20 protein-coding genes are annotated in these 26,692 nt (G+C 44.1%); 13 read left to right on the forward strand and 7 right to left on the reverse strand.

Annotation, left to right across the window (positions count from 1 at the left end):
* Positions 1 to 57 precede the first annotated feature (57 nt).
* Positions 58 to 948, reverse strand: coding sequence for an aldo/keto reductase (locus MSG37_RS13305; protein WP_248471136.1), 891 nt, complete (start codon positions 946 to 948; stop codon positions 58 to 60).
* A gap of 150 nt (positions 949 to 1,098) precedes the next feature.
* Between MSG37_RS13305 and MSG37_RS13310 the strand changes: the two genes are divergently transcribed.
* A complete protein-coding gene (locus tag MSG37_RS13310) occupies positions 1,099 to 2,811 on the forward strand; it encodes a formate--tetrahydrofolate ligase (protein ID WP_248471137.1) in 1,713 nt (570 codons plus the stop codon).
* A gap of 78 nt (positions 2,812 to 2,889) precedes the next feature.
* Here the strand turns inward: MSG37_RS13310 and MSG37_RS13315 are convergent, their stop codons facing one another.
* Positions 2,890 to 4,506 carry a mechanosensitive ion channel family protein gene (locus MSG37_RS13315; RefSeq protein ID WP_248471138.1) on the reverse strand — a complete coding sequence of 539 codons (1,617 nt, stop codon included), beginning with the start codon at positions 4,504 to 4,506 and terminating at the stop codon, positions 2,890 to 2,892.
* 179 nt (positions 4,507 to 4,685) lie between these two features.
* On the opposite strand from MSG37_RS13315, the gene MSG37_RS13320 reads away from it, so the two are divergent.
* Complete coding sequence (locus MSG37_RS13320) at positions 4,686 to 5,021, forward strand: hypothetical protein (RefSeq protein ID WP_248471139.1); 336 nt, start codon at positions 4,686 to 4,688, stop codon at positions 5,019 to 5,021.
* Between the two features lie 275 nt (positions 5,022 to 5,296).
* On the opposite strand, the gene MSG37_RS21340 is transcribed toward MSG37_RS13320, so the two are convergent.
* Complete coding sequence (locus MSG37_RS21340; protein WP_275974212.1) at positions 5,297 to 5,422, reverse strand: hypothetical protein; 126 nt, start codon at positions 5,420 to 5,422, stop codon at positions 5,297 to 5,299.
* A 354-nt stretch (positions 5,423 to 5,776) separates the two neighbouring features.
* Here MSG37_RS21340 and MSG37_RS13325 point away from each other — a divergent pair, with 354 nt between their 5' ends.
* From MSG37_RS13325 to rraB, 6 genes are all read left to right on the forward strand, one after another.
* Positions 5,777 to 6,058: an ABC-type zinc uptake system zinc chaperone gene (locus tag MSG37_RS13325; RefSeq protein WP_248471140.1), complete on the forward strand. Its 282-nt coding sequence runs from the start codon at positions 5,777 to 5,779 to the stop codon at positions 6,056 to 6,058.
* Positions 6,059 to 6,141: 83 nt separating this feature from the next.
* A complete protein-coding gene (locus tag MSG37_RS13330; protein ID WP_248471141.1) occupies positions 6,142 to 7,365 on the forward strand; it encodes a hypothetical protein in 1,224 nt (407 codons plus the stop codon).
* Positions 7,349 to 8,275: a zinc ABC transporter substrate-binding protein gene (locus tag MSG37_RS13335; RefSeq protein WP_248471142.1), complete on the forward strand. Its 927-nt coding sequence runs from the start codon at positions 7,349 to 7,351 to the stop codon at positions 8,273 to 8,275. Before MSG37_RS13330 ends, MSG37_RS13335 begins: the two co-directional genes overlap by 17 nt.
* A gap of 108 nt (positions 8,276 to 8,383) precedes the next feature.
* Complete coding sequence (locus MSG37_RS13340) at positions 8,384 to 9,193, forward strand: metal ABC transporter permease (RefSeq protein WP_248471143.1); 810 nt, start codon at positions 8,384 to 8,386, stop codon at positions 9,191 to 9,193.
* A gap of 217 nt (positions 9,194 to 9,410) precedes the next feature.
* Positions 9,411 to 10,139 carry a 1-acylglycerol-3-phosphate O-acyltransferase gene (locus MSG37_RS13345; protein WP_248471144.1) on the forward strand — a complete coding sequence of 243 codons (729 nt, stop codon included), beginning with the start codon at positions 9,411 to 9,413 and terminating at the stop codon, positions 10,137 to 10,139.
* Between the two features lie 29 nt (positions 10,140 to 10,168).
* Positions 10,169 to 10,579 carry a ribonuclease E inhibitor RraB gene (gene rraB, locus MSG37_RS13350; protein WP_248471145.1) on the forward strand — a complete coding sequence of 137 codons (411 nt, stop codon included), beginning with the start codon at positions 10,169 to 10,171 and terminating at the stop codon, positions 10,577 to 10,579.
* A 58-nt stretch (positions 10,580 to 10,637) separates the two neighbouring features.
* On the opposite strand, the gene MSG37_RS13355 is transcribed toward rraB, so the two are convergent.
* Entirely contained in the window at positions 10,638 to 11,609 is a 972-nt protein-coding gene (locus tag MSG37_RS13355) for a sensor domain-containing diguanylate cyclase (RefSeq protein ID WP_248471146.1), read from the reverse strand.
* Between the two features lie 13 nt (positions 11,610 to 11,622).
* Complete coding sequence (locus MSG37_RS13360) at positions 11,623 to 12,618, reverse strand: response regulator (RefSeq protein WP_248471147.1); 996 nt, start codon at positions 12,616 to 12,618, stop codon at positions 11,623 to 11,625.
* 387 nt (positions 12,619 to 13,005) lie between these two features.
* Here MSG37_RS13360 and MSG37_RS13365 point away from each other — a divergent pair, with 387 nt between their 5' ends.
* Positions 13,006 to 13,812 carry a crotonase/enoyl-CoA hydratase family protein gene (locus MSG37_RS13365; RefSeq protein ID WP_248471148.1) on the forward strand — a complete coding sequence of 269 codons (807 nt, stop codon included), beginning with the start codon at positions 13,006 to 13,008 and terminating at the stop codon, positions 13,810 to 13,812.
* A 166-nt stretch (positions 13,813 to 13,978) separates the two neighbouring features.
* Positions 13,979 to 14,470 carry a YqhA family protein gene (locus MSG37_RS13370; protein WP_248471149.1) on the forward strand — a complete coding sequence of 164 codons (492 nt, stop codon included), beginning with the start codon at positions 13,979 to 13,981 and terminating at the stop codon, positions 14,468 to 14,470.
* A gap of 63 nt (positions 14,471 to 14,533) precedes the next feature.
* Here the strand turns inward: MSG37_RS13370 and MSG37_RS13375 are convergent, their stop codons facing one another.
* Together MSG37_RS13375 and rapA are read right to left on the reverse strand one after the other, a co-directional pair.
* A complete protein-coding gene (locus MSG37_RS13375; RefSeq protein ID WP_248471150.1) occupies positions 14,534 to 15,430 on the reverse strand; it encodes a DUF3530 family protein in 897 nt (298 codons plus the stop codon).
* 114 nt (positions 15,431 to 15,544) lie between these two features.
* Positions 15,545 to 18,451, reverse strand: coding sequence for an RNA polymerase-associated protein RapA (rapA, locus tag MSG37_RS13380; protein ID WP_248471151.1), 2,907 nt, complete (start codon positions 18,449 to 18,451; stop codon positions 15,545 to 15,547).
* Between the two features lie 331 nt (positions 18,452 to 18,782).
* On the opposite strand from rapA, the gene MSG37_RS13385 reads away from it, so the two are divergent.
* The 3 genes from MSG37_RS13385 to MSG37_RS13395 all read left to right on the forward strand — a co-directional run bounded on the left by MSG37_RS13385 (position 18,783) and on the right by MSG37_RS13395 (position 26,628).
* Complete coding sequence (locus MSG37_RS13385; protein WP_248471152.1) at positions 18,783 to 20,177, forward strand: PhoH family protein; 1,395 nt, start codon at positions 18,783 to 18,785, stop codon at positions 20,175 to 20,177.
* Positions 20,178 to 20,357: 180 nt separating this feature from the next.
* Positions 20,358 to 24,068, forward strand: coding sequence for a response regulator (locus MSG37_RS13390; RefSeq protein WP_248471153.1), 3,711 nt, complete (start codon positions 20,358 to 20,360; stop codon positions 24,066 to 24,068).
* 154 nt (positions 24,069 to 24,222) lie between these two features.
* A complete protein-coding gene (locus MSG37_RS13395; RefSeq protein WP_248471154.1) occupies positions 24,223 to 26,628 on the forward strand; it encodes a zinc-dependent metalloprotease in 2,406 nt (801 codons plus the stop codon).
* Positions 26,629 to 26,692: the final 64 nt, after the last annotated feature.

A 26,692-nucleotide genomic window follows, 5' to 3' on the forward strand; every position in this document is an offset into this window, starting at 1 on the left:
TAAGATTACGAAAAGGCGCAATTAGCGCCTTTTTTGATCTTAATTTTTGGCGCCAGTTTAAGGCACACCATGGCCTGTTGATGCTTGCCAAATATTAAACCATTGTTGGCGAGTTAGCCTGAGTTTACTGGAGTTGATCGCTGACGTGATCCGTTCAATATTACCGCTGCCAATGATTGGCTGTGGTTTGCTTGGCAAGGCGAGTACCCAAGCGTAAATCACCTGACTAATATTTTCTGCACCAATCTCATCAGCAATGCTTGTTAGGGTTGCACGTAATCTAATTGATTGCGGATCCTGCGCTGAAAATATATTGCCGCCGCCAAGGCAAGACCAAGCCATTGGGATCAGTTTGTGCTGTTGGCAATGATCGAGCGTACCATCGTGTAATGTGCTCATATTACTTGGTGAGATCTCCACTTGATTGCAGAGCAGTTTCTGATCACAGCGCGATTGCAGTAGATCGAATTGCTGCGGACTAAAGTTCGATGTACCGAAGTGACGCACTTTACCCTCGCGCTTAAGTTGCTCAAAAGCATTGGCAACGTCATCAGCATCCATTAATGGATCTGGTCTGTGGATCAGTAACAGATCTAAGTAGTCAGTCTTTAACCGAGTTAATGAGTTTTCGACGCTAGCAATGATGTGCTCCGCCGTGGTGTTATAGTGGTTGAGATACACATCTGGATTATGATCGTTAACTAAGCGAATGCCGCATTTACTGATGAGCTGCATTTTATCTCTGAGTGCGGGAGCTAATGCGAGGGCTTCGCCAAATAATTGTTCACACTGGTAACCACCATAAATGTCGGCGTGATCCATGCTGTAAACACCAAGATCTAAATAACCTTGGATTAATGCTAAACGTTGCTGTGTATTTGTATTCCAGTCGGCGGTTCGCCAAAATCCGGCGATAAATTGTGATAGCTGCAATGCAGGCTCTTGCATGTTGTTTCCCTACTTAACGGTGCGACTTTGTTGACGTAGATTGCAAAACGCTAAAATAGCGTTCGCTGACTATTTAACCTGTGACAGAGATCATCTATATTCCCCGTCGAAAGCCTACCCTACATAAAAATACATCGTGGAACCATTCGAATGCTGTCAGATATTGAAATTTCGCGTCAACATATTTGCCAACCTATTAGCCAAATAGCCAGTAAACTCGGGATTAATCCTGATGAACTGTCATTGCATGGTGCTAACAAGGCCAAAGTTTCTTTAGCGGTTACCAATCGACTTGCCAATAATAAAAATGCCAAGCTAGTCATTGTTACTGCAGTAACGCCTACGCCTTTTGGTGAGGGCAAAACGGTCACAACCATAGGATTAACTCAAGCACTCAATCATAACGGCCATAAAACATGTGCCTGTATTCGTCAGCCAAGCATGGGACCAGTATTTGGTACCAAAGGCGGCGCTGCCGGCGGTGGTTATGCACAGGTGGTGCCTATGGAAGAGCTCAACTTGCACTTAACTGGCGACATACATGCAGTAAGTAGCGCGCATAATTTAGCGGCTGCAGCGCTTGATGCGCGTTTGTTCCATGAAACTCGATTAGGCGCTGCGGCGTTTACCGAACAGTCGGGTTTAGCAGCACTCAATATCGATGCTGACAAGATATTGTGGCGCCGCGTTGTTGATCATAATGAGCGTAGCTTAAGGCAGATCAATGTGGGTTACGGATCGTTTAACGGTCCGGTACATGAGTCTGGCTTTGATATTACTGCTGCATCAGAACTAATGGCTATCTTGGCGTTAAGCCGAGACTTAAAAGATCTGCGATCGCGTATTGGCCGCTTAGTATTAGCGCTTAACTATCAAGGTGAGCCGATTACCGCTGAAGATCTTGGGGTTGCTGGCGCAATGACTGTGATAATGGTTGATGCTATTGAGCCAACATTGATGCAAACGCTATCGGGCGATCCTTGCTTAATTCACGCTGGTCCATTTGCTAATATCGCTCACGGTAACTCATCAATTATTGCTGACTCTATTGCAGCGAAACTTGCAGACTTTGTGGTAACTGAAGCTGGCTTTGGCTCTGACATGGGCTTTGAAAAGTTTAGCAATATTAAAGTAAGAGAGTCAGGTTACGCACCGAGTGCATCGGTTGTGGTTGTTACTCTTAAAGCATTGAAAGCCAACAGTGGTATTCAGTCTGACCAAGATATTAACCAACCAGATAGTGAAAGATTAACCGCAGGTTTTGCCAATTTAGAGTGGCACATTAATAATGTTAGCCAATATGGTGTACCTGTTGTGGTAGCAATTAACCGCTTCCCAACAGATACCGATGCTGAGTTAGAGTGGCTTATTGAGCGCATTGGCCAAACTAAGGCGTTTGGTTGTGAAATCAGTGAAGCCTTTGCCAAGGGCGCTGAGGGCGCAGCTAAGCTGGCTGAAATGGTTTACCGTGCGACTGAAACAGAATCAGAGTTTAAGCAGCTTTATGAAACTGAAGCGAGCCTAGAATCTAAGTTGATGACACTAGCGGAAGTGGGCTATGGCGCCGCGAGCGTGAGCCTATCTGATAAAGCTAAATCACAGTTAGCATGGCTGACTGAGCATCACTACAGTGGTTTACCAATATGTGTGGCTAAAACGCCGATGTCGATTAGCCATGATCCAGATATTAAAGGGATCCCAACCGGCTTTGATTTACCTATCACTGAGTTGAGATTAAATGCTGGTGCAGGTTTTGTCACTGCACTTGTGGGGCAGGTGATGACTATGCCAGGCTTAGGTTTAACACCGGGTTACCTTAATATTGATGTTAACGATGATGGTGAGATCATCGGCTTAGCCTAGTTTTTGCTATTGTTGATAGAGACAAAAAAGCCCCAGCAACTTGCGTTGTTGGGGCTTTTTATTTACCGAAACACTTAGTTATTTTTCAACTGCAGTTTGGTAGATATGTACATCGCGTTGCGGGAACGGAATGCTAATACCTTCAGCGTCAAAGCGCATTTTAACGGTACGAGTAATATCCCAGTATACATCCCAGTAATCTTCAGGCTTAGCCCAAGGACGTACAATAAAGTCTACTGACGACTCACCAAGCGTATGCAGCTTGATAGTTGGCTCAGGATCTTTAAGTACTAATGGGTGCGCCATAACGATGTCACGTAGCACCTGCTCTGCCTGCTCTATGTTATCGGCGTAACCAATGCCAAATGTCATATCAACGCGGCGTTGGTGTTCAACAGTAATGTTGTTGATGGTATCGCCCCAAATCTTGTTGTTTGGCACAATCAGTCTTTGGTTATCTAAGGTCTTAATTGTGGTTGATACTAAGCTCATGTGGCTTACACGACCCGTTACACCGCCAGCGTTAATTAAGTCACCCACATCGAATGGACGATAAACCAAGATCATCATGCCTGAAGCGAAGTTTGATAGCGTGTCTTGCAAAGCAAAACCGATAATCACACCGGCAATACCGAAACCAGCTAGTAGTGGCGCAAGTTCAAAGCCAAGCTGAGACAGCGCAATCAATAGACCTAGTGCAAATACCACTTTACCTGATAGTGAGATAAAGAAGTCTTGCAGCAGCATGCTGAATTTAAGCTTTGAATTACTTACCGCTGTTTGTACTACACGTTTAGCAATCTTACCGATCAAGCTAAATACGAATAGGATCAAGCAGAAAATAATCAGCTTGAACATGATGCCAGCACCGTTTTCCATCGCTTGTGTTTTAGCAATGGTTAACCATTCGGTTAGTAAGCTACTTGCTACATCAAAGTTCAATACATCTTGAGTGATATCACCTGAAACACTAAACAGTGTTTGCTTATAAAGCGCAGTGTTTTGCCCGAGAGAGTCAAGAATCGCAATCGTTGTAGATAAGCTGCTTGAGCTTTGATCTAAGCGCTCTTTTAACTCGACAACCAGTGCTTTTTGCTCGGCACTTACGTCTGCACCAGCAATTTGTACGTCAGCAATAGCTTGGCTTAAACGCTCTTGGTTGTAGTAAACAAAGCTATTCAAGTCATCAGCACGTGAAGTTAACGCTGAGATAAAATCAGCGGTTTTTGCTTCAACATCGATACCAGCAGCTTTTCCCCAAACTAACAACTCTTGTTCTGAGGTGAATAGTTTGTCTTGTTCACGTTGGATCTGCATCAGGCCCAGCATGATCTTACGATCGCCATCAGCACCGACTTCACTCATTAGTGTGGTTTTTTGCTTATTAAAGTAAGCTTCAACGCTATCAGTAAAAGCGAGTTGTTTAGCAATATATGGCTTCAAAAAAGCAAGATCTGGGTTTGAACCGTCCATCTGCTCTTTTAAGGTTTCTTGTAGTAACGCGGCATTACGGCCAATACGATATTCAAGAAAGTTCTTAATTTCGCCTTTGGTGTGAGGTAATGCTTTTACATCGCTATCGATTAAGCTCTGTATTTTATTAAGATTATTAGTTAACTCTGTATTTTCTGCATTTGCTACAAATGAGCAAAGGCACAAAATCATTATCAAGATTTTGGGCAGCATTTTATGCATTTGGTGTGTCCGTTAGTTCCCAGGATTTAGTAATAATATTACGGCTTAGGAAAACTGTCGATTTGTTATTGCTAAAGCAGCAAACAAAGTGAGGATTAAAGGTGGAAATCTGCTAAACTTTTGCTCCCCAAAATAGGGGCTAATTGAAGCTGCAAAACCTTTAAAGAGAGATAACGCGAGTGATATGTAGTCATTGTTCTAAGCAGATAGCGATAGATAAAATTGAAAACATCAGAGGCAATGGACTAAGAAGTGAGATCCAATGTCCTTCTTGCCAGGCTTGGCTTGGTAAAAATGTCATGTTGTCTTGGATTAAAATTATCGGCTTTTACAGTGGTGTAGGTTTATTTGTATTGAGCTACTTTGATGCAGAAGCACGTTCACTGGCTATGCCTATTGCGATTGTGTGCATCATGGTGATGTTTATCACTCATTTGATGGATAGCTTAAAAGTGATAGAAGCACCTATTGAAGAGATTGTTGATAATAGTGAGCACCTGAAAAAGTATCGCTAATATCTTTGAGCTCGCAGCCTCAAAGTGAGTGTTTGCGGGCTTAAGTTACAGTCGGATTGATACTGATATTTAGATTGATTATTTAAAGTAGAAGTTCAACAGCTAGAGGCTGCTTCAGGTGTGATAATTAGCTAAATGCTATCGGGGATGTCAGATAAGCCGAAATAAATGTTTGGCTATATTTAATCGCTAAATTGCATAGTTAGCAATTAACTCGCTGACTAGCTAAACAAATAACCGATTAGCTAGAGCGGAAGCTAATCGGTATTGTCTGTCTAATCGATAACTTGAACCTGTGCTTCAAGTGCCGCTTCGACGTAATAAATCCCGCCAAGAATTGCGACAAAAAACAGCGTAGTCATGATGATAAGCTTTAGGTTTGAGCGAAGAAATTCAAGCATGATAATTGCGCCTTTCGTTAGATAAACTCTTGTCTAATATCACTATAGATATTATTTCATGCTAGCAATATTAGTTGTTACAGCTTAAGTCAGTATTAATTAGCCTTCAAGTTTTGGTGACTTAGTTCACACTATCTTTGGCTATTAAACTGGCGGCTGGCGCGCCTTTAATTCTGGTTATTAATCGCAAGCCGGCTTATTTGTTGTTGCAATTTACTTGCGGTGAACATGAGTTAATAAGGCTGTCGGTAGATAAAAACTTTGTAACGCTTTGGCAGGATTAAGGCTTGACTTAAATAATCAGAAACATAAACTTGTCACGTTTTAACACACAAGGTTAACACTGTGATTCGAATGAGTAGCGTGAAACAGAAACTGGTAATGGGGCTTTTAGCCGTATTCCTGTGTCTGTCTTTTGCAGCGTCAGCTCATAGTCTGAGTCATTTAGACGATGGCGCTACAAACCATTGTACTCTGTGTTATCACCAACACCAGGTCAATAACCTGCTGCCAAGTTGTGAACTTAAAATAACGATTGAGCGACAGGGAGTTGAGAGCCAAGAGTACATTCTTCCAGTCTCCACCTCACGTCATGTGAGCTTCTTCAATAGCCGCGCCCCTCCAGTAACAGCGTAATTCTTCATTTTATAAAACAACTAATTAATAAGAATTTTTTGAGTATTCCCACGGGGAAGGCTTAGCTGTATTTCGGAGTAAATATGACTGTTTCAACTATGCGCCTTACAGGTGTAGCAGCGGCGTGCGCACTAATTTCAACTCAAGCTTTGGCAAATGATCCAACTTTAACTAACCCAGCAATTAGTGCAGTGCTTGACGGATATTATCAAAGTGCAGAGCGCCCTATGGCAGAGCGTGTTGAAGGCTTTGGTCTAGGCCACACTGAGCTTGCTATGAGCGCCAATATCGACGATATGTTTTACGGTAAATTAACCGCAATTGTTGAAATCCATGACGGTGAAACTGAACTTGGTTTAGAAGAAGCTTTCATTCAAACACTGGCAATGCCTGGCGGTTTCTCTATTCGTGCCGGTCGTTTCTTATCTGATATTGGTTACCTTAATAACCAACATGTACACACAGACTCGTTTTCAGACCGTCCTGCTGCATACCGCGCATTCTTAGGTAGCCACTACTTTGATGATGGTGTGCGTTTAAGCTACGTTGCGCCAACAGATCTATATTGGACTATGGGCGTTGAAGCATTTAAAGGCGACAGCATGCGCGCCGAAGATGAGCATGGTGAGCGTAATTTTGAGGACTTAGGTGTTTACACAGCCTTTACTAAGTTTGGCGGCGATATTGGCGACAACAGCTCATGGCAAGCTGGTTTAAGCTATTTACGTAATGAAAATGGTCGTATGACAGCTGCTGAAGAGCACGATCATGCAGAGCCGGAAGCTAATGAAGATCACGGGCATGACCATAGCCATAGCGCACAATACACAGGTGAAAATACTTATGTAGCTGACTTTGTCTACAAGTGGGCACCAAGCGGCAATTATAAGTACCAACACCTTACTGTAAGTGGTGAGTACTTTAGAGTCACAGACTTTAAACCTTTTGAAGAACACCATGAGGACCACGATGGTCACGAAGAGCATGAAGAACATGGTCATGGTGAAGGCGGTAAAGATTATCAAGAAGGTTGGTATCTAAGCAGTGTTTACCAATTCTCACCAAACTGGTCAGCAGGTTTACGCTATGGTGAGGTGGATACTCAGATGATGCACGGCGATCATTTTGACCCACAAAAACTGAAAGAAACTGAAGTTAGTCTAGCTTGGCACCACAGCCACTTCTCAACTGTACGTTTACAATATACTAATCAGAAAGGGACTAACTTTGATGGTATAGAAGACGATAATGTAATTACATTGCAATATGTAATGACTCTGGGGGCTCATGGTGCGCATCAATTCTAAGTTGTCTTTATCAAAAGGCCTAAAGGCGCTGACTCTAGCGCTAACATTGGGTGTTGCTAATAATGCGGTTGCCGGGCTAAATATTTTTGCCTGTGAGCCTGAGTATGCAGCATTGGCTAAAGAGCTAGCGCCAGACGCTAAGATCTACTCTGCCACCACAGCATTGCAAGATCCGCATCAGGTACAGGCTCGTCCAAGCTTAATCGCTAAAATGCGTCAAGCTGACCTTGCGATTTGCGCTGGTGCAGATCTTGAGGTGGGCTGGCTACCAATGTTGCAAATGAAGTCTGCCAACGCCAAAGTTCGCTCTACCGATCAAGGGTTATTTTTTGCTGCAGAGCAGATCGAAACACTTGATCAATTAGATTCGGTGGACCGTTCAATGGGCGATGTGCACGCTAAAGGTAATCCGCATTTGCACTTTGATCCTGAGCGCATGTTAGATGTTGCTAAGGCATTAACTGCTAAGATGATCCTGCTCGATCCTGAAGCTAAGTCTGATTATGACGCAGCCCTCGCAAGTTTTAGCAAGCGTTGGCAAGCGGCAATCCCAAACTGGGAAGCTAAAGCTAAGCCCTTACAAGGCGGTAAAGTGATAGCTTATCACTCTAGCTTTAAGTACTTGTTTAACTGGCTAGGTATGGAGCAAGTTGCTGATCTCGAGCCAAAGCCGGGGATCCCACCTAGCAGCTCACACTTAGCGAGCTTGCTAAATCGCGCTAAGCAAGGGGACGTGTTGGCGATCATCATTGCTTCTTATCAAAGTGAGCGCGGTGCAGACTGGCTGGCAGAGCGTTCAGAACTGCCGGTATTGGTTCTGCCGATGTCGGTAGGTGGAAATGATCAGAGTGTTGATCTGTTTAGCTTATATGACAGTGCGATCGATTTACTGTTAAGTGCCAAGCAGTAACTTAACCTGCAGCGCTATCTGACTTAACAGGCAGATAGCGCACATACTAGGATGGAGCATCTTGTTAGGCTCCATCCTAGCTTTCCTTATTTTGATAAGAGTTTAGTTATGTTTGATCTCGATCTTCTATCTATTCTACTGCCTGCTTTTGTTGCAGGAGTTTTAGTGTTATCTACCCATGTGGTACTTGGTCAGCAAGTGCTTAAGCGCGGTATTATTTTCATCGATCTCGCGATTGCCCAGGTTGCTGCTTTAGGTGCGATCGTTGGGCATATGAATCATGACATCGAAGCGCTGCCTTTCTCCCATGTTTGGATGCCTGCTATTTTTGCCATCGGCGGAGCAGGGTTTATCGCTTGGTTATCTAAGCGTATGGCAGATGAGTTAGAAGCAATTATTGGTTGTTTCTATGTACTTGCTGCTGTAGCGGCGATGCTGTTGCTATCGAATGATCCCCACGGCGCTGAGATGCTTAAAGAGCTAATGTCAGGGCAAATATTATGGGTAAGCTGGAGCCAGTTAATCTTGCCTGCTTGTCTTTATATCTCTATTTTAGCGGCGCTAATTTATAAGCCTGAATTATTAAGTGGACGCGCGTTTTACTTAATTTTTGCCATAGTGATTACGCTATCGGTTGAACTGGTTGGGGTTTACTTGGTATTTAGTAGCTTGATTTTACCTGCGCTCGCAGTGAACCATTACTATGGCCGTTATAAGCTATTTTGGGCTTATGTTGTTGGCCTTGTTGGCTACGTTGCCGGTTTAGTGTTATCTGCAAGCTTAGATCTACCTAGTGGTGCAGCTATAGTGTCCACTCTAGCGGTAAGCGCGGTGATCTTTAGGTTAATATTGAGTCTAAATAGCAAAACAACTGCGGTTAATGGCGCAGTAAATGCCCAAGATTCGACGCAGGTCTGACCTTACCAATATTGGAACTAAGCTAAAATCTCCCAAAAATTCAACGCGATTAAAGTTCAGTTAAGTCATTTACATTAAAGTTGCGTTGTTTTTCTCTGGTTTAGCCTGTATTCAGGCTACACGTGTAAACTATTGTTCATTGACATAAGTCGTATTTATATTGAGTCGCACTTAGTTGGTGGCTATACTGGCGCCAATTAAATCGCGGGAGATTATCGTGCTGTTAATCCTTAGATGTTTGATCTTATCAGTCATGCTGATATTAGCTTTTGTTATCGGTGGTTTAGCTTGTATTTTACGTCCTCGTCACCGAGACAACGTACATATGTTCGCCAAAGTGTTTTCTTGGGCGGCACCGGTATTAGGTATTAAAGTGATTGTGCGTAACTCAGAAAAACAAAGCCAAAAGCCTTGTATTTTTCTTGCTAATCATCAAAACAACTTCGATATGTTTACCCATACTGCGGTTGTGCCAAAAGGTACCGTGAGCTTAGGTAAAAAAAGCTTAGCTTGGATGCCTTTATTTGGGCAAATTTACTGGCTATCAGGCAACATTTTGATCGACCGTAAAAACCGTAGTAAAGCTTTCGATACTATGGCGGCAACTGCTCGTAAGATAAAAGAGAAATGTTTGTCGGTATGGATTTTTCCAGAAGGCACACGTTCACGTGGTAAAGGTTTGCTGCCGTTTAAAGCGGGCGCATTCTATACTGCGATAGCTGCTGGTGTACCTATGGTGCCAGTATTGGCGTCTAATCAAGGTCATATTAAGCTAAACCGCTGGAATAACGGCGTGGTGATTATTGAAATGATGGATCCGATTGAAACAACGGGTATTGATAAAACCCAAGTGAAAGAGCTTTCAAAGCGCATTCACACTATGATGTCGGAAAAATTATCTCAGTTGAACCAAGAAGCTTCTGCATTAATGGCCAAAGCGGTATAATCGGTCGCGAAATTTTTGAGGAGTCATCAATGTCTATTGAACGTCAGTTAAAAGAACAGAAACAAGAAAACAAAGAAATCGTTGAGGCTATCCTTGCTGATGGTTCAATGCCAGATGTTGAGTATACGATTGAGCATCACTTCTCATCGACCAACTTTGATCGCTTAGAAAAAGCGGCAGTTGATGCATTTAAGCTAGGCTATGAAGTGAATGATGCAGAAGAGATGGAGCTTGAAGACGGCTCTGTGATCTATTGTTTTGATGCTGTTGCAAGTCAGATGCTTGATACCGATCTGCTTGATGAAGCATGTGAGAAAATGCTTACTATCGCGGCTAAACACAAGATTGATTATGACGGTTGGGGCACCTATTTTATCGACGAAAATGGCGAAGAAGTCAGAGACGAAGATGAATATGATGACGAAGAACCGCTACACTAATTTTTAGCGTTTGAGATTATTAAAAATGCCCATCATATGATGGGCATTTTTGTTTGTATTACTGCTGGGTGATGCTGCAGTTACGTCCAGCTTCTTTAGCTTGATAAAGCGCTTGGTCTGCTTGAGACAGCCAAATATCACAATCGGTCATGTCGGCTTTTATATCGCAAATGCCTAAGCTGATAGTGACCTTGATAAGTTGCTCTTCATACATTATTTCTGATTGTTCTATCTTCTTACGTAAACGCTCGGCAAAAAATAGTGCATTGGCTGCTGGGGTATTCGCTAAAATAACACCAAATTCTTCACCGCCATATCGGCCAGCGCAGTCAGTTTCACGCAGTGACTTGTTGATGATATGCGACACATTCTGAATCACTCTATCACCCGCTTGATGGCCGTAGGTGTCGTTTATCGCTTTAAAGTGGTCAATATCAAGCATGACTAAGCTAGTTTCATTGCCATATCGAGCATAGCGATCAAATTCTCTTTGTAAGCAGATCTCCCAATAGCGGCGGTTATATAATTGGGTTAGCCCATCAATTTGGCTTAAATACTCGAGGCGCTCATTTGCCGATTTAAGCTGTAGCTTATTGATTGCAACGTCAGTTACATCGTAGACAATCATGCTGATATGAGTGATCTCACCGGTTAATGATGATAGCGGTAGCAGCGTGACATTCTGGTACATGAAGTCGGCTCTACCTGTAATAGGACGGTAGTTTTTAAACTCAAAAATAAACGGTCTTTGTTCCCAGCTAATAAAGGCGCGGTTTTGAAGTAGATATACCGACTCCATTTTTTGCTTTAACCATTTAGTAGGCAGATACTCAAATTGCTCAAATAGATTCTTACCTTTGATCGAATTTGGACTTACACCACTGTGGTTCTCCATAAAACCATTCCACAGTTGGATGTTGTAATCGCGATCGAGCACAACCAAGCCTACCTCTATGGTTTGCACCATATCGATGAGCCAGTGGAGTTCGTTCATTGCGCTGTTGTCGAGCGCTTGTTGATCTGTTGCCATCCTAATGTCCATTTTAATCTAGCAAATAGCCGAGTTTGTAGTTGAGCGTTGGTAGAGAATCTTCGGTAAATAGCAGCAATAGATCACATTGAATATCGTGATCTTCAATGCTGTAGTTGATTTCCATTGCTAAAGTGCGGCTCCATTTATCGGAGTTTTCGCTGATAAGCTGATTGACGCTGCAATGCCTGCCGAGTATCACAGGGTGACTCTGGCTAAACTTCATATGCAGTTGCTCAGAGATGCCATTGAGAAACGCACCAATCAGCACATTGGCGGTATCAATCATGACTTCAAGTTCTGTTTCTTCATCTTCCGGGTTTTCAAGCCGCATGAGCTTTGCCATGTCTTGAAAAGAAGAGTCATGGAACAGCAATAATGCTTCACCAGCAACACCAGCGCCGATAAAGCCTTGGCATAATGCTGATACCGTGCCGTACTCTTCGGTGGCCTTTAAGGTCATTGTCAGTTCACTGACCTCAAGCACATTTACGTTAGGGATCGGCAGTTTTACGAATACATTAAGCAGTTTTGCGAGTAGATCTGCGGCGCGTCCCATAGCGACGTTAGCCACTTCTTGGCAGGCGTCACGCAGATCGACTTGGATCATTGGCGGCTCATTATCTAAGCCACCTAATGCTAATTCTAAAATACCGTATTCTTGTAGAATATGGCTAATGGCGTCGGCACTCACTGGCTTTTGGATAAAGTCGAGCGCACCTAAGCTTTTAACTCGCTCATGGGCTTTAATTTGGATGTCACCTGACACCACAATAACCAGCGCAGGAAGATCTTCGCGTTGAATGGCTTCTAATACTTGGTAACCATCCATGACTGGCATATTCAAGTCGAGAAAAACTACCTCGCCTTTGCCTTCACGAATAGCCTCTATGCCTTCTAATCCGTTAGTCGCGTAGGTGATTTCCACATCCCAATCTTTAGGGAGTGTGCGCGCCATCTGCTTTCTGGCTAATGCAGAGTCGTCACAAATTAATATAGGGAGCGCCATTGTTATTATTATTTCCTATTATCCATCTACTACTTTTTGCTTGTCGTTCTATTTGGTTGAGACTCTTCACCTGAGAACGGCATGTCACTTTTTAAAGCCAATAGCGCGTCAACGTAATACTTTAATATGTAATACGTTTTTATGTCCTTGGCATCTTGCCTACGAAATGAAATCGCTCGGGGTAGCTTCCATAACACCGCCCTTATTGGGAAGAGGGTGCGCCACGGCCCGATTATCAAATATCAACCTATCAATAGAAAGGCTTATTTTGTGACAATAAAATGACGAACGTCATAATCCCCACACATGGTATAGGTATTAACCAAATAATCCAAATGTGTTAACTTGATGATCTGGACAGACCACTTAGCAAGGAAAGTTGAAAATATGGCTCATCATTTACTTAGTGTTAGCAAGCGCAATGGTATTGCTTATGTGGGTTTGAATCGCCCAGATAAATATAATGCATTGAATTTTAAGCTTTTTAAAGAAATAGACTCATGCATTAAAAGCTTGGCCAAAGATAAAACGCTAACAGCAGTTGTTCTTTTTGGTGAAGGCGGTAATTTTAGCTCAGGCTTGGACGTAAAAAGTGTGATGAGCTCGCCATTCGATGCAGTTCGATTGTTATTTAAGTGGTTACCAGGTAACGCAAATCTTGCTCAAAGAGTGTCGATAGGCTGGCGACGTTTACCAGTGCCAGTTATCGCTGTAATGGAAGGCATTTGCTATGGTGGCGGCATGCAAATCGTTTTAGGGGCAGACATTCGAATCGCTGCACCAGATTGCAAAATGTCAATCATGGAAGCCAAATGGGGTTTAGTGCCTGATATGGCAGGTCTTGCTGGACTTAGAGAGTTAATGCCTAAAGATCAGGCTGTTATGCTTACTATGTCGGCGGATATCTTATCTGCAGAACAAGCTAAATCCCTTAATTTGATAACTGCTATTGAAGCTGAACCTATGGCTGCTGCAACGGCATTAGCCGCTAAATTATCTAACACTTCACCCGATGCTAATGCGGCAATTAAATCCAGTATTAACCGTAATTGGTCTGCTTCAATTAGGCAATTACTAAGCCGTGAGTCGTGGTACCAAGTTCGCTTATTGCTAGGTAAAAATCGAGTTATTGCAGCAAAGCGTCAAGGCAAAGATCCACAAAAATCTTACAGCAATCGACAAGCGGGTTGGTAAAGTTACACGAAAGTTAAAAGTGTGATCAGCTTCACGAAATTTCATGTTTTATGTGTGTCGTCGCCATGCTTCTTTTAAACTCCCGCTCCATCTGATAGCAGAGTATTGATTCTGCTAATGTTTATCATAAATGCATTAACTTTAATCAATGGAGAGTTAAATACTCATGCGTGAACTTTTTGAACGTTTTCTGTGGAGCAGCCGCCTATCGGTAATGTTCGGCGTGTTATCTTGTATCGTGGCAGCTTTTGTTGTGTTCGCTATGGGGCTTAGAGACGTTGTGCACATGATTGAGTTGATTATGGGGTATGTATTCAGCGGCAGTCATGCGGTACGTAACGACCTAGTTATGGTTGTGGTTGAGATCTTAGATACCTTTTTACTAGGCGCGGTATTACTGATTTTTGCTTTTGGTCTGTATGAGTTATTTATCAATAATTTAAATGCAGCGAGTAAGAGTGAAGCCGGCGGCAAGATCCTTATTATCAGCAGCATAGACTCACTAAAGAGCAAGCTAGGCAAAGTGATCTTAATGATGCTTATTATTAAAGTGTTCTCTTTCTTTACTGAAATGAAGCCGGCATCTATGTTGGATCTACTTTACATGGGTATTACCGTAGTCTTAATTGCTGGCGCATTAAAGCTAAGCAAAGACTAACAGCCCCAGTTTGAATAAGTACTAATTAAGCACTAAAAAGTACCAAGCAAATACTGATAAAGCCTATCCATTTGGATAGGCTTTATTGATCCGCTGAGCAAAACCTGCAATCAGCTTTAAGGTGTTATCCCAAGTTACCTTTAATGATAGATCCAGCGCTAATACTTGCTGACTATAGCGAGTTGGTGCATTGGCTGGCGCTAAAGTTAATCTTTGGCTTTGAGTTGCAATTGAAGCAGCGCTGCCATCTTTCGATTGCAGATCTAATATTGGCATTGGCAGCTGTGCAAGCTTTGGCGCGAGCTGCGCGTTAACGCTATCAATATCGCTATAAGGGTTTATCACCACTAAGATATCGGGTGCTGGCAAACCTTGCTTATCTAATAATTCAATTACCAGGTTAGCGCTTTCACCAAAGGCGATAAGCATTCGTTTACCGCTAAATTCTTTGCCTAAGCTATCTAACTGGGTCATTGATGTTTGCAAAAACGTTTGCTGTTGTTGCTGAATATCGGCTAGTTGCTGCGCACTAAAATCTGGCGTTTCTTGGTTTGCTAATTGCGAATTATTTTGCTCACCTGCTTGATTAATATCATCGGCTCTAGTGGCAAAATAAGGTGGAGTTTCAAGACTCGGTGGCGTTATTGCTAATGTCGCCCAGCCCAACTGATTGAGTTGCAGCCTAAGGTAATTCGTCACACCAGCTGCATCGGCACGGGCAGATAAGTCAGGTACGATTATCGCAAGCCCGTACTGTTTTTTACCCAGCCAAGGTCTAAGCAATGCAGGCACTTGCTTGCCATCAACTTGCAGCTGTTTGACTTCATTTGCTGGCAAGTAGCGATAATCGGCTATTGAAAGCATTTTCTGCTCAGCTGCAAATAGATGATGTGGGCCCAAAAGGGTATAAGCAAAACAGCTAAACACAACTAGCTGAGAGAGAAACGCTGAAAACTTCATCTTGGTAAACAACCTTTGTACCGACAACATAGATGATAAGCGCATCAGTATAGTATATTCGCGCCCATAAAAAAGCCCTGAATATTCAGGGCTTTTCGATTTCTATTTAATGACTTAGGCGTGGCTAACTAATACCAGTCTAATTGCATCAAGCTGTAGCTTGCTGCTGTCTAGGTAACGGTTTAGTTCGCTCATCTGCTCACTAAGGTGAGTTAGCTCTTCGTCACGAATGTTCGGGTTAACCGCTTTAAGTGCCTTTAAGCGCTCAAGCTCACCTGATAGCTGGCTAGTCATCTTCTCACGCGCACACTCTGTCAGTGTGTTTAGCTCTGCGTTTGCAAATGTTTCTGCTTTAGCGAATAGCGGGTGCAAAATTGCTTGCGATGCATTAACTAACTTGCTGGCAATGTGACGGTTTACTGCACTTAACTGCTTGTTAAAGCTTTCGTAAGTCACGTTGTCTGACAGGTTGTTACCGTTCTTATCTAGCAACACGCGAATAGGTGTTGGTGGTAAGTAACGGTATAGCTGGCTCGACTTAGGGGCAGACGCATCAGCTAAGTAGATAAGCTCTAAGAACACAGTACCTGCTGGTAATGCCTTATTCTTGAGTACTGCAACGCTTGTCGTACCTGTTTCTGATGAGGTAATTAAGTCTAGACCCGTTTGCACTAATGGGTGCTCTTGGGTGATCAGCGCGATATCATCACGGGACAATGCCATTTCACGATCAAAAGTAACAGTAATACCGTCTTCTGGTAAGCCAGGGTATGTCGGGAACATCATGTGCTCACTTGGGTGCAAGACTATCGCATTTTCGCCGCTATCTTCTTGCTCAACGCCAATAATGTCCCATAGACGAATCACCGAGCCAATTAGCTGAGTATCTTCATCTTTTTCCGCTAGGCTTTGTACTAGCTTGTTAGCACGCTCACCACCGTGAGAGTTGATCTCAAGCAGTTTATCGCGGCCTTGCTCCATCGCTAGCTTAAGTTCTTGATAACGTGTCTTAGTGTTATCAAGTAAGCTGGCCAAGGTCTCTTGGTCGTTATTCAACAAGGTTTCTAGTAATTCAGCAGAGAACTCGTTAAATAGAATGTGACCACTTGGACAAGTGCATTCAAAGGCATTCAAACCTTGGTGATACCACTCAGTTAGTCTTTCTTGCGCCGTGTTGGCCAAGTAAGGCAGGTGGATCTCAACATCGTTCTTCTGACCGATACGATCTAAACGACCAATACGCTGCTCTAGTAGATCTGGGTTTAATGGCAGATCAAACAATACTAGGTTGCTGGCAAACTGGAAGTTACGACCTTCAGAGCCGATTTCACTACAAATAAGCGCTTGTGCACCGCCAGTTTCTTGGGCGAAGTAAGCACCTGCTTTATCGCGTTCAATAATTGACATGCCTTCATGGAAGACGGTCGCTTGAATACCTTCACGGGTACGCAATGCTTCTTCTAGGCTTAGAGCGGTTTCAGCTTGGCTAGCAATAATCAGTACTTTCTTGCTGCGATTGTTCTTTAGAAAATCAATCAACCAATCTACACGTGGATCGAACTTCCACCATGCCGCACTGCCACTATCGAAATCTTGGTAGATCTTTTCAGGGCTTAGCACTTGGCGAACTTTAGCATTAGTATCTAAATGCTTGTTCATCATTGAGCTAACGCGGTAAGCAGTGACATACTGCTCAGGCATTTTTTGCGGGTGAGTGTGCAAAATACGCTGCGGGAAGCCTTTTACTGATGCGCGGCTATTACGGTAAAGCACGCGGCCAGTACCGTGACGATCAAGTAAGTCTTGTAGTAAACCATCGCGCGCTTGGAAACGGCTATCAACATCAGCAGATTCATCTTGGATCAATGCGATGTTAGTGCTGATATCTTTTTCTGATAGCAGGCCAGTTAAGCTAGTAATCGCTTCAGCAGATAGTAACTCGCCAGAAGCCAGGGCATCGGCTGCAGTTGCCACGTCTTTGTAGCTATCTTCTTCTTTTAAGAAAGCTTCGTAGTCGTAGAAACGATCTGGATCCAGTAGACGCAGACGCGCGAAGTGGCTCTGGTGACCGAGTTGATCTGGGGTTGCTGTCAATAACAGTACGCCTGGGATCTCTTCACTCAAAGCTTCAACAATCTGGTAAGCACGGCTTGGCGCTTCTTCAGACCATTCTAAGTGGTGCGCTTCATCGACAACCATTAGATCCCAATCGGCATCTAAGGCTTGTTCTAGGCGACGTTTCTTGCGCAATAGGTCAAGCGAACAGATCACTAGCTGCTCAGTGTAGAATGGGTTGTCATGATCGGCATAAGCTTCAACACAGCGGTCTTCGTCGAATACCGAGAAGCGCAGGTTAAAGCGGCGCAGCATTTCAACTAACCACTGGTGGCGTAATGTGTCTGGCACGATAACCAAAATACGCTCAGCGCGACCTGTTAGCAGCTGTTGATGGATAATCAAACCTGCTTCAATGGTCTTACCTAAACCTACTTCATCGGCAAGTAATACGCGGGGCGCAAAGCGCTGGCCTACTTCGTGTGCAATCCACTGCTGATGTGGGATCAATCCAACTCGTGGCCCTTGCAGTCCTAACAAGTCAGAAGTAGCTAGCTTGTTGCGTAGCAACTGGCATTGGTAACGCACATTAAATCTATCTAGACGATCAATTTGGCCGGCAAATAGTCGGTCTTGTGGCTTATTAAAACGAATATTGTGATTAAGCAAAGTTTCACGCAGGCTAACTTGCTCACCGGTTTCGTTATGAGTGCCGTGGTAAATAATCAGTGAATCTTTTTCTTCAACTTCGGTAACGGTAAGACTCCACTCTTCGTGGCTCTCAACGCTATCGCCTGGGTTGTAGATAACACGTGTTAGCGGGGCTTCGGTGCGAGAAAACAATCTATTTTCACCAGTGGCTGGGAAAAGCACGGTCACCATGCGACCTTCTACTCCAACAACGGTACCTAAACCTAATTCTGATTCGGTGTCACTGATCCAACGTTGACCTAAGGAAAACGGCATTTAAAACTCTCATATACTGGGTGAATCACAAGGGGCGCGTATGTTATACCAATCGCGAGCATATTGAAAATTGAACCCGCTAATATTCGCCTTAATCTGAAATAATAGTGTACTAAATAATCAGTTGCACTGAAGTATTTTTTTGTGTCATGCCACTGTCATACAGACTCGATATCAATGATTAATCTATTAAGCATTCGCAAAAATTTAGTCAGAACATTGAAGCCGATGGTTATTGGTGGCAGTATGATAATTAGCGTTAACAAACCTGTAACCATTAAAGGAGCTGAACCTATCTTGTAATTGATACTAATGCACAATTGGAGGCGCCATGGAACAAGACGACAGAAAGTTGTTTGTACTGGATACCAACGTATTACTGCATGAACCTTTAGCGATATATTCATTTAAGGAACATGACGTAGTCGTACCAATGACAGTTCTGGAAGAGCTGGACCTGATTAAGGATAGAAAACGAGACGTCAGCCGTGATGCTCGAGTTGCGATTAGAGCATTAGAAGATATATTGGGCGGAACAACTACGCCTGAACAAATTGTCCAAGGGGTTCCACTGCCCATTCGTGAAGACCACGGAGATGTATCGGGCACACTGTCTATATTTCCAGACCATCAAATCGAATTCACCATTGGCAGCATGCCAGGTGATAACAACGATAACCGCATTATCAACACCGCACTGCATCTACAACAATTGCACCAACCTAGAAAAGTGGTATTAGTTACCAAAGACATCAATATGCGCTTAAAAGCTAAGGGCGCGGGCATTCAACATGTTGAAGACTACCGCACCGACCAGCTTATTGATGATATTCGCTTTTTAACCAAAGGATTTCATCGTTTTGATGGTGACTTTTGGGCACACACCGATGATGTCACCACCGAGAGTAATGGCCGCCACACAGTGCATAGCGTGCCGCTTGATAAACTCGGTGACGATATGTTTTACACCAATCAATACCTGTTAGATGAAGGTCGTGATTTCTGTGGCCGTATTATTGAAAAAACACCAACCGAGCTTAAATTTTTAGATTTAGGCCAAGAGCGACTACTTAACCTTGAGGCATGGGGAATACGACCCAAGAATATTTATCAAGGTATGGCGATGCAGGCGCTGCTCGATCCAGACATTGATCTGGTGATCTTAACCGGCCCTGCTGGCTGTGGTAAAACACTGTTAGCGATGGCCGCTGCGCTAGAGCTGGTGGTTGAACGTGGCAAATACGAGAAAGTCATCGTGACCCGTAATACGCCAGAAATTGCCGAGTCTATTGGTTTCCTACCGGGCACAGAGGAAGAGAAAATGGCACCTTGGTTGGCGGCGATTACCGATACCCTTGAAGTGCTACACAAAAACGATGTGAACCCAAGCGGCAGCATGAACTACATTATGGATAAAGCTAATATCCAGTTTAAATCGATTAACTTCATGCGCGGTCGTTCAATTCAAAACTCGGTAGTGCTGCTTGATGAGTGTCAGAATTTAACTGCATCGCAGATTAAAACCATGATCACACGTATGGGTGAGGGTACTAAGTTAATTTGTAGCGGTAACCTAGCGCAAATTGACTCCAATTATCTTACCGCAGTTACCTCTGGATTAACTTATATTGTCGAGCGTTTTAAAGACTTTGATGGTAGTGCAAACGTCTATCTAAATGGCGTTGTGCGTTCACGTCTCGCTGAGTTTGCTGAAGAAAACCTATAGCCCATTCTGTTTTTGCTTAACCACAAATAAGGTCTCACATTCGTTGAGGCCTTTTTTAACTTTTAAGTTACATTTTTAAGCTATTATTGAAAGCTATCTTACTGATATTATTAACTCAGAACTCCTGTATTAGGGTGGCGCATTATGATTAATCTCGAAAGAGTATACCAAGGGTTGTAAATGAAACGGATTGAACCGGCTCTTCAGCTGAAGTCAACAATTCTAAAAAACTATAATAGAGCGGTTTTTTACACCTATATTGGCGTAATCATCATGGCTTGCTTAACTGCCTGGATGTCATTCGACAGGCAGAAAGCGCAGCTTATTCAGCAAACTGAAGAGCTAGTCGAGCGTCACGTATTACAAGTCGATTTATTACTTGAATCCAGTATTCGTGCGGTGCAGAGCCTACGTAATGTTGCTGTCGACCATTTACGCTTAGGCGAGCTGGTGCGTAAAGACCGTTTACCGCAATATGAAAAGTTTAACGAAAGTGGCCAGTTTTTTACCCTAGAGCCGAGTTACGCTAAAAGTGGCGAGCCGTTTACCAATATGGGTCGCATCACTGGTGCAGGATCGCTCAATGGCCGTAGTGACAAGTTCTATCAAGAACTTGAGATGCTGTTTGAGCTGTCGTTATCATTTCCTGTGGCTAATGAAGCAGCACCAAAAGCGTCATCTATTTACTATATTTCTAAACGCCGCATCATGTCTTATTTCCCGTGGCCATCTGACGAGCAACGCTTTCGCGATGAGCTGCTTAATAAGAAACAGTTTCAGTTAGTCACGCCCTCGAATAACCCACAGCGCAGTGTCGCCTGGAGTCCTGCTTATGTAGAGGCTACAGGTAAAGGCTTGTTGACAACATTAGGTGTGCCTATCTATTTAGAAAATGAGTTTATTGGCTCTATCAATCTAGACATGACACTGGCATCACTGCGTAAGCAAATCCGTTTATATTTTAAAATGCCGGGCACGGTAATTTTATTGGATCAAAATAACAATATTTTGACCCACAGCGATATCGACACCTCAGACGTTAATCGGGTTTACCACATTAGTCAGAAGATCCCATCTGAGCTGCATTCGATCCCTGAGTCAGAACTGTTTGATGCCCATGAAGGCATTATCCGCAATGGCTACTATATCCATTCTGTAGCATTACATAACGCGCCCTGGCGTTTGTTGTACCTACAAGATGTTGATGAGTTATTTAAAGACTCGTGGGAAAAACTAGAACTGACGTTTTTGCTGGTGGTATTAGCCCTGTCGCTGTTGGTCACCATTGTGCATTGGCAAACTCGTCGCTCGTTTGTAAATCCTGCATCGCGTCTACTGACTCACCTTGAAGAGTGTTCGGCAGAGCCAATTAAGCCGCCGGAGAAAATTACCGTTGGCTGGGCGCCATGGTTCCAGTTAGTCAGTCGGATTTTTGAAGAGAACCAGCAATACACTCGCCATCTAGCTGAGCAAAATCGCCGTCTGGATAAGTTAGTTGCGCAAAGAACCGAGCGCTTGAAAGAGACGACTGAGCGTCGTGAGCAAGAGTACGCTTTACTGCGTTCGCTCTTGGACTCAATCCCTGAAGCGATTGTGTTTAAAGATAAAGATGGCCGCTATTTAGGCTGTAACAAATCTGCAGAACGTATGCTGGGTTTCAGTGAAGGCGAGATGATAGGCCAATATTCAGATGCCCTAACGCCAGATGAGCAAGCTACGCGGATCCGTGCTGAAGACGAGCGCGTACTCAACGATAGGGTGCCGCTGCGTTATCAAGAAAAGGTCGAGATCGCAGATAAACCAGTCTTGCTTGATGTATTGAAAATACCTTTCTATAACAGCCGCCATGAGTTGCTGGGTTTGATCGCTGTTTGGCGTGATGTTACCCGCGAGTACGAGTCTGCTGAGCAGCTGCGCTTATCGGAAGAGCGTTATCACTTAGCGATGGACGCGGTAGAAGATGGCTTGTGGGATTGGTATTTAGATTCAGAGCAGATCATCTGTAATCCAGCTTACTATTCAATGCTTGGCTATAAGGTTAATGAGTTCCCGGCACTCGTATCGACAATCGATGAGTTAGTGCATCCGGACGATCTTATTCGCGTACAAGAATATCGTGAACAATACCTAAGCGATCCAGTCGGTGCTTATGACATTGAATTCAGGATGTTAGGTAAGAGCGGTGAGTATCACTGGCTACTGTCTCGTGGGCGAATGGTTGAGTTTACGCTCAACGGTACACCTAAGCGTATGGTTGGTACCCATAAGGACATTACTCGCCATAAGCGCAATGAAGTGGCCATGCTAGAAGCTAAGCAAGACGCTGAAATGGCAAACTTATATAAGAGTGAATTCTTGGCCAACATGAGCCATGAGATCCGCACCCCAATGAATGCGATCATTGGTATGTTACAGCTGGCCCAGCGCACCTCATTAACCGCACAGCAAAAGGATTACCTTGAAAAGGCTGGCTTCTCGGCGCATTCGTTGCTGCGGATCATTAACGATATTTTGGACTTCTCAAAGATTGAAGCGGGTAAGCTTGAGCTTGAGCGGGTGGCATTCCCACTGGATAAAGTACTTGAGCACGCACTGGATCTAAATGCCCTTAAAGCACAGGAAAAAGGCGTTGAGTTACTGCTTTATGCACCAGTTACCGCAGGACTTATTTTAGAAGGCGACCCACTGCGTTTAGGCCAAGTGCTAATTAACTTACTATCAAACGCGGTTAAGTTTACTCAGTCCGGTGAAATTGAGCTTGGTTGTGAAGATGTCGGCGAGCGCGATCACCGCATCACTCTTAAGTTCTGGATCCGCGATACCGGGATCGGGATCAGCAAAGAGCAACAAGCAACCTTGTTTGACGCATTTGCTCAAGCCGATGGTTCAACCACCCGTAAATATGGTGGTACGGGTCTTGGCCTGTCTATCAGTAAGCACTTAGTGTCTATGATGGGCGGTACCATGCAGGTTGAAAGTGAAATGGGCGCCGGTAGTACCTTTAGCTTTACCATCAGTTTTGAGATCGCCGAAGAAGCCGAAGTTTTACCGTTAGTGGTGCCTGAAACGCTCGGTAATCTAAAGACCTTAGTGATTGATGACAATCCAACAGCATTACAGATCTACTCCAATGTGATGCGTGATTTCCACTTCCATGTTGATACCGCGGCAAGTGGCCCTGAAGGCTTGTATAAGCTTGAAAATAATCCAGTGGATCTGTTATTGCTCGACTGGATGATGCCAGAAATGGACGGTATCGAGGTGATCAAAAAGATCGACGCTATGGTGGCGGATGGCCGCTTAGACAAGCGACCGGTTATTATGATGATGACGGCCTATTCGGCAGAGCCGATGCAAAAAGATGTTGCTGACGCTAACGTATACGCCTTGCTGCAAAAGCCATTTAAGGCGTCATCGTTATTTGATGAAATCATTTCAGCCTTTGCCGATGAGCCACGCCTTAACCCAACGCCAGAGGTTAATGAAGAAGTCGTAGATCAAGATGCTGGTTATGTTTTACTAGTTGAAGATAACTTCATTAACCAACAAGTTGCCACTGAGCTACTTAAGAGCGCAGGCTATGTGGTCGATGTGGCTGAAAATGGCCAAATCGCCTTAGACATGATTGATAAAGCTAACTATGACGCGGTATTGATGGATATTCAGATGCCAGTGATGGACGGCTTAACAGCGACTAAAGAGCTGCGTAAGCGCTATTCGAGTGAAGAGCTGCCTGTGATTGCAATGACGGCGCACGCTATGTCTGGTGACAGAGAGAAAAGCTTAGCGGCTGGTATGAACGCCCATATTACTAAGCCAATTGTACTTACTGAGTTGTTTGAAACCTTAAGTCACTGGATTGGAGAGTGCGGTAGAAAATCCAAACCATAAGCTGGCTAAGTGATAGTTATTCAAATAGATCAAGATAGGCTTGCTAAGCGGCAAGCCTATTTATTAAGCTAAATGGCTAAAGCTCCTAACTAAAAATAAAGACTGCCGACACCCAGTGAACACGGTAGCGACCAACAAAGATCAAGGAGATCGAATGAGACCCTACAAGCTCGCTTTGGCTATCGCCCTCGCTGTTGCACCGGTAACCAGTGCAGTGGCTGCCACCACAAATACCGCAACATTGATTAAAAAGAGTCAGGCTGCAACTGGCTTCGTTAATCTATTTTATGAGCAAGCCTCTGGCGATCTCTACCTTGAAGCCAATAAACTCAATGAGCCATTTTTACTGCTAACCAGCTTACCTCATGGAGTGGGATCAAATGATATTGGTTTAGATCGTGGTCAGCTTGGTCGCACTCGTATGGTGCAGTTTGAGCGCCACGGGCCATATTTGATCTTAAAGCAACTCAATACAGATTATCGTGCCAATACTGACAACGCCGCCGAGCAGCGTGCAGTTAAAGAGGCTTTTGCTGAGTCAGTATTGTGGCGTGGCAAACTGGTTACTGGTAAACGTAACTTAGTGGCAATTAACGATCTTGTGGTGAACGATCTGCACGGGATCAGCGACTCGCTTGAGCGCTCTAAACAAGGCAGCTATCGCTTAGATGCTAGCAAGTCACTTATTTTGCCTGAAGGGGTCAAATCATTTGAGCGTAATAGCGATATTGATGTGCTACTTACCTTCGATTCGGCCAAAAAAGGTAACTATGTTGCCCAAGTGACTCCAGACGCCAAACACCTGTCAGTGCGCATGCGTTACTCTTTTATCGCCTTACCTGAAGAGGGTTATCAAGCGCGAGCTTATCATCCGTTAAGTGGTTACTTATCTGATGAATACCTTGATTACGGCACCCGCGTTGATGAAGATATTCGCCAACGCTTTTTACTGCGCCATCGTTTAGAAAAGGTGACCCCAGGTAGCGCACCAAGCCAAGTGGTTAAACCTATAACTTATTACCTCGATCCGGGTGTGCCAGAGCCGATCCGCTCAGCATTACTAGATGGTGCTCGCTGGTGGGAAGATGCCTTTACCGAGGCTGGATTTATCAACGGCTTTAAGGTTGAACTACTGCCAGAAGATGCCGATCCACAAGATGTACGTTACAACGTGATCCAGTGGGTACATCGTGCAACACGCGGTTGGTCTTATGGTGCAGCGGTTACCGATCCACGTACTGGCGAGATCATTAAAGGCCATGTGACGCTAGGTAGTCAGCGAGTGCGCCAAGATAATTTGATCGCCCGAGGTTTAACCGCAGGTTGGCAAGATCGTGAGGCCGCAGATGAAGCATCAATGCAACTGGCATTAGCGCGTATTCGTCAGCTATCGGCGCATGAAGTTGGCCATACTCTAGGGCTAGATCATAACTTTGCCGCATCGAGTAATAATAATGCCTCGGTGATGGATTATCCACACCCTAAAGTTACTCTTAATGGCGATAAAATTGATATTAGCCAGCCTTATGACGAAGGGATCGGAGTTTGGGACAAATACACAGTAGCCTATGGTTACAGTGAATATGCGGATCCGCAAGCAGAGGCGACAGGCTTAGCTAGCTTGCGTGACGATGTGGCAAAACAAGGCCTGCGTTATATCGGTGAGGCTGATTCTAGATCGGCTGCTGCCAGTAATGCTTACGCCAGTCTTTGGGATAACGGCAACGATCCGGTTGCTGAGCTTAATAGACTCGGTGAAGTGCGCGCTAAAGCGATCGCAGATTTTTCAGTTGAAGCCTTGCTTGCTGAGCAGCCACAAGGCGAGTTGCAAGATGCGTTTGTGCCAATTTATTTACTCACTCGTTTTCAGATCGCCGCTGCGGCTAAAATGATTGGTGGTAGCACCTATAGCTACAGCGATAGCGTTGACGGTAAGACTTGGCACTATGTTGCGCCATCGATTCAGCAACAAGCGCTAGAGTCGTTACTGTTGACCCTGTCACCTGAGCAGTTAACTGTATCTGAAAGCCTGCAAGAGATCTTAGTGCCAAAGGCTGGTAACTATTATAAAACCCGTGAAAGCTTTGACTCAGCACTCGGTGTGATTATCGATCCTTTAGGAATGGCAGAGGCACTAAGTCGACTTACGCTAACGCAAATTTATGCGCCAGCGCGGATTAACCGAATCAACCAAGCCTACCTAAGTGACAAAGAGCAGCTTTCAATCGCTAAGCTTACCGATAAGGTATTTGCTGCCACTGTATTTAGCGATATCCCTACAGGACCTGAGCTTGGCGTGTGGATGCGAGTAAACGCGGTCATGGTTGATAGCGTGTTAGCAAGCTACCATGACGATAACACTCGACCAGAAGTTAAAGCTCAATTAGCAGAACGCTTAACCTATTTGACTAAGCAGCTAAAACGCAAAGTGAAGCGGGTAAGTGCCTATGAAGCAGCTCATTACGCGTGGTTATTGCAAGGTGTACAAAAAGGCTTAACAGATAATGAGTTTAAACTGATTGTTAAACCGTTAGCGATCCCACCGGGCTCTCCAATCTAATCCACTAAAATATTAGCTAAACCTGGCTAATATTGGCTAAGACTTCACTCTAGAAAAGCGCGAA

The organism is Shewanella sp. 1CM18E, assembly GCF_023161665.1.
Classification (GTDB): domain Bacteria; phylum Pseudomonadota; class Gammaproteobacteria; order Enterobacterales; family Shewanellaceae; genus Shewanella.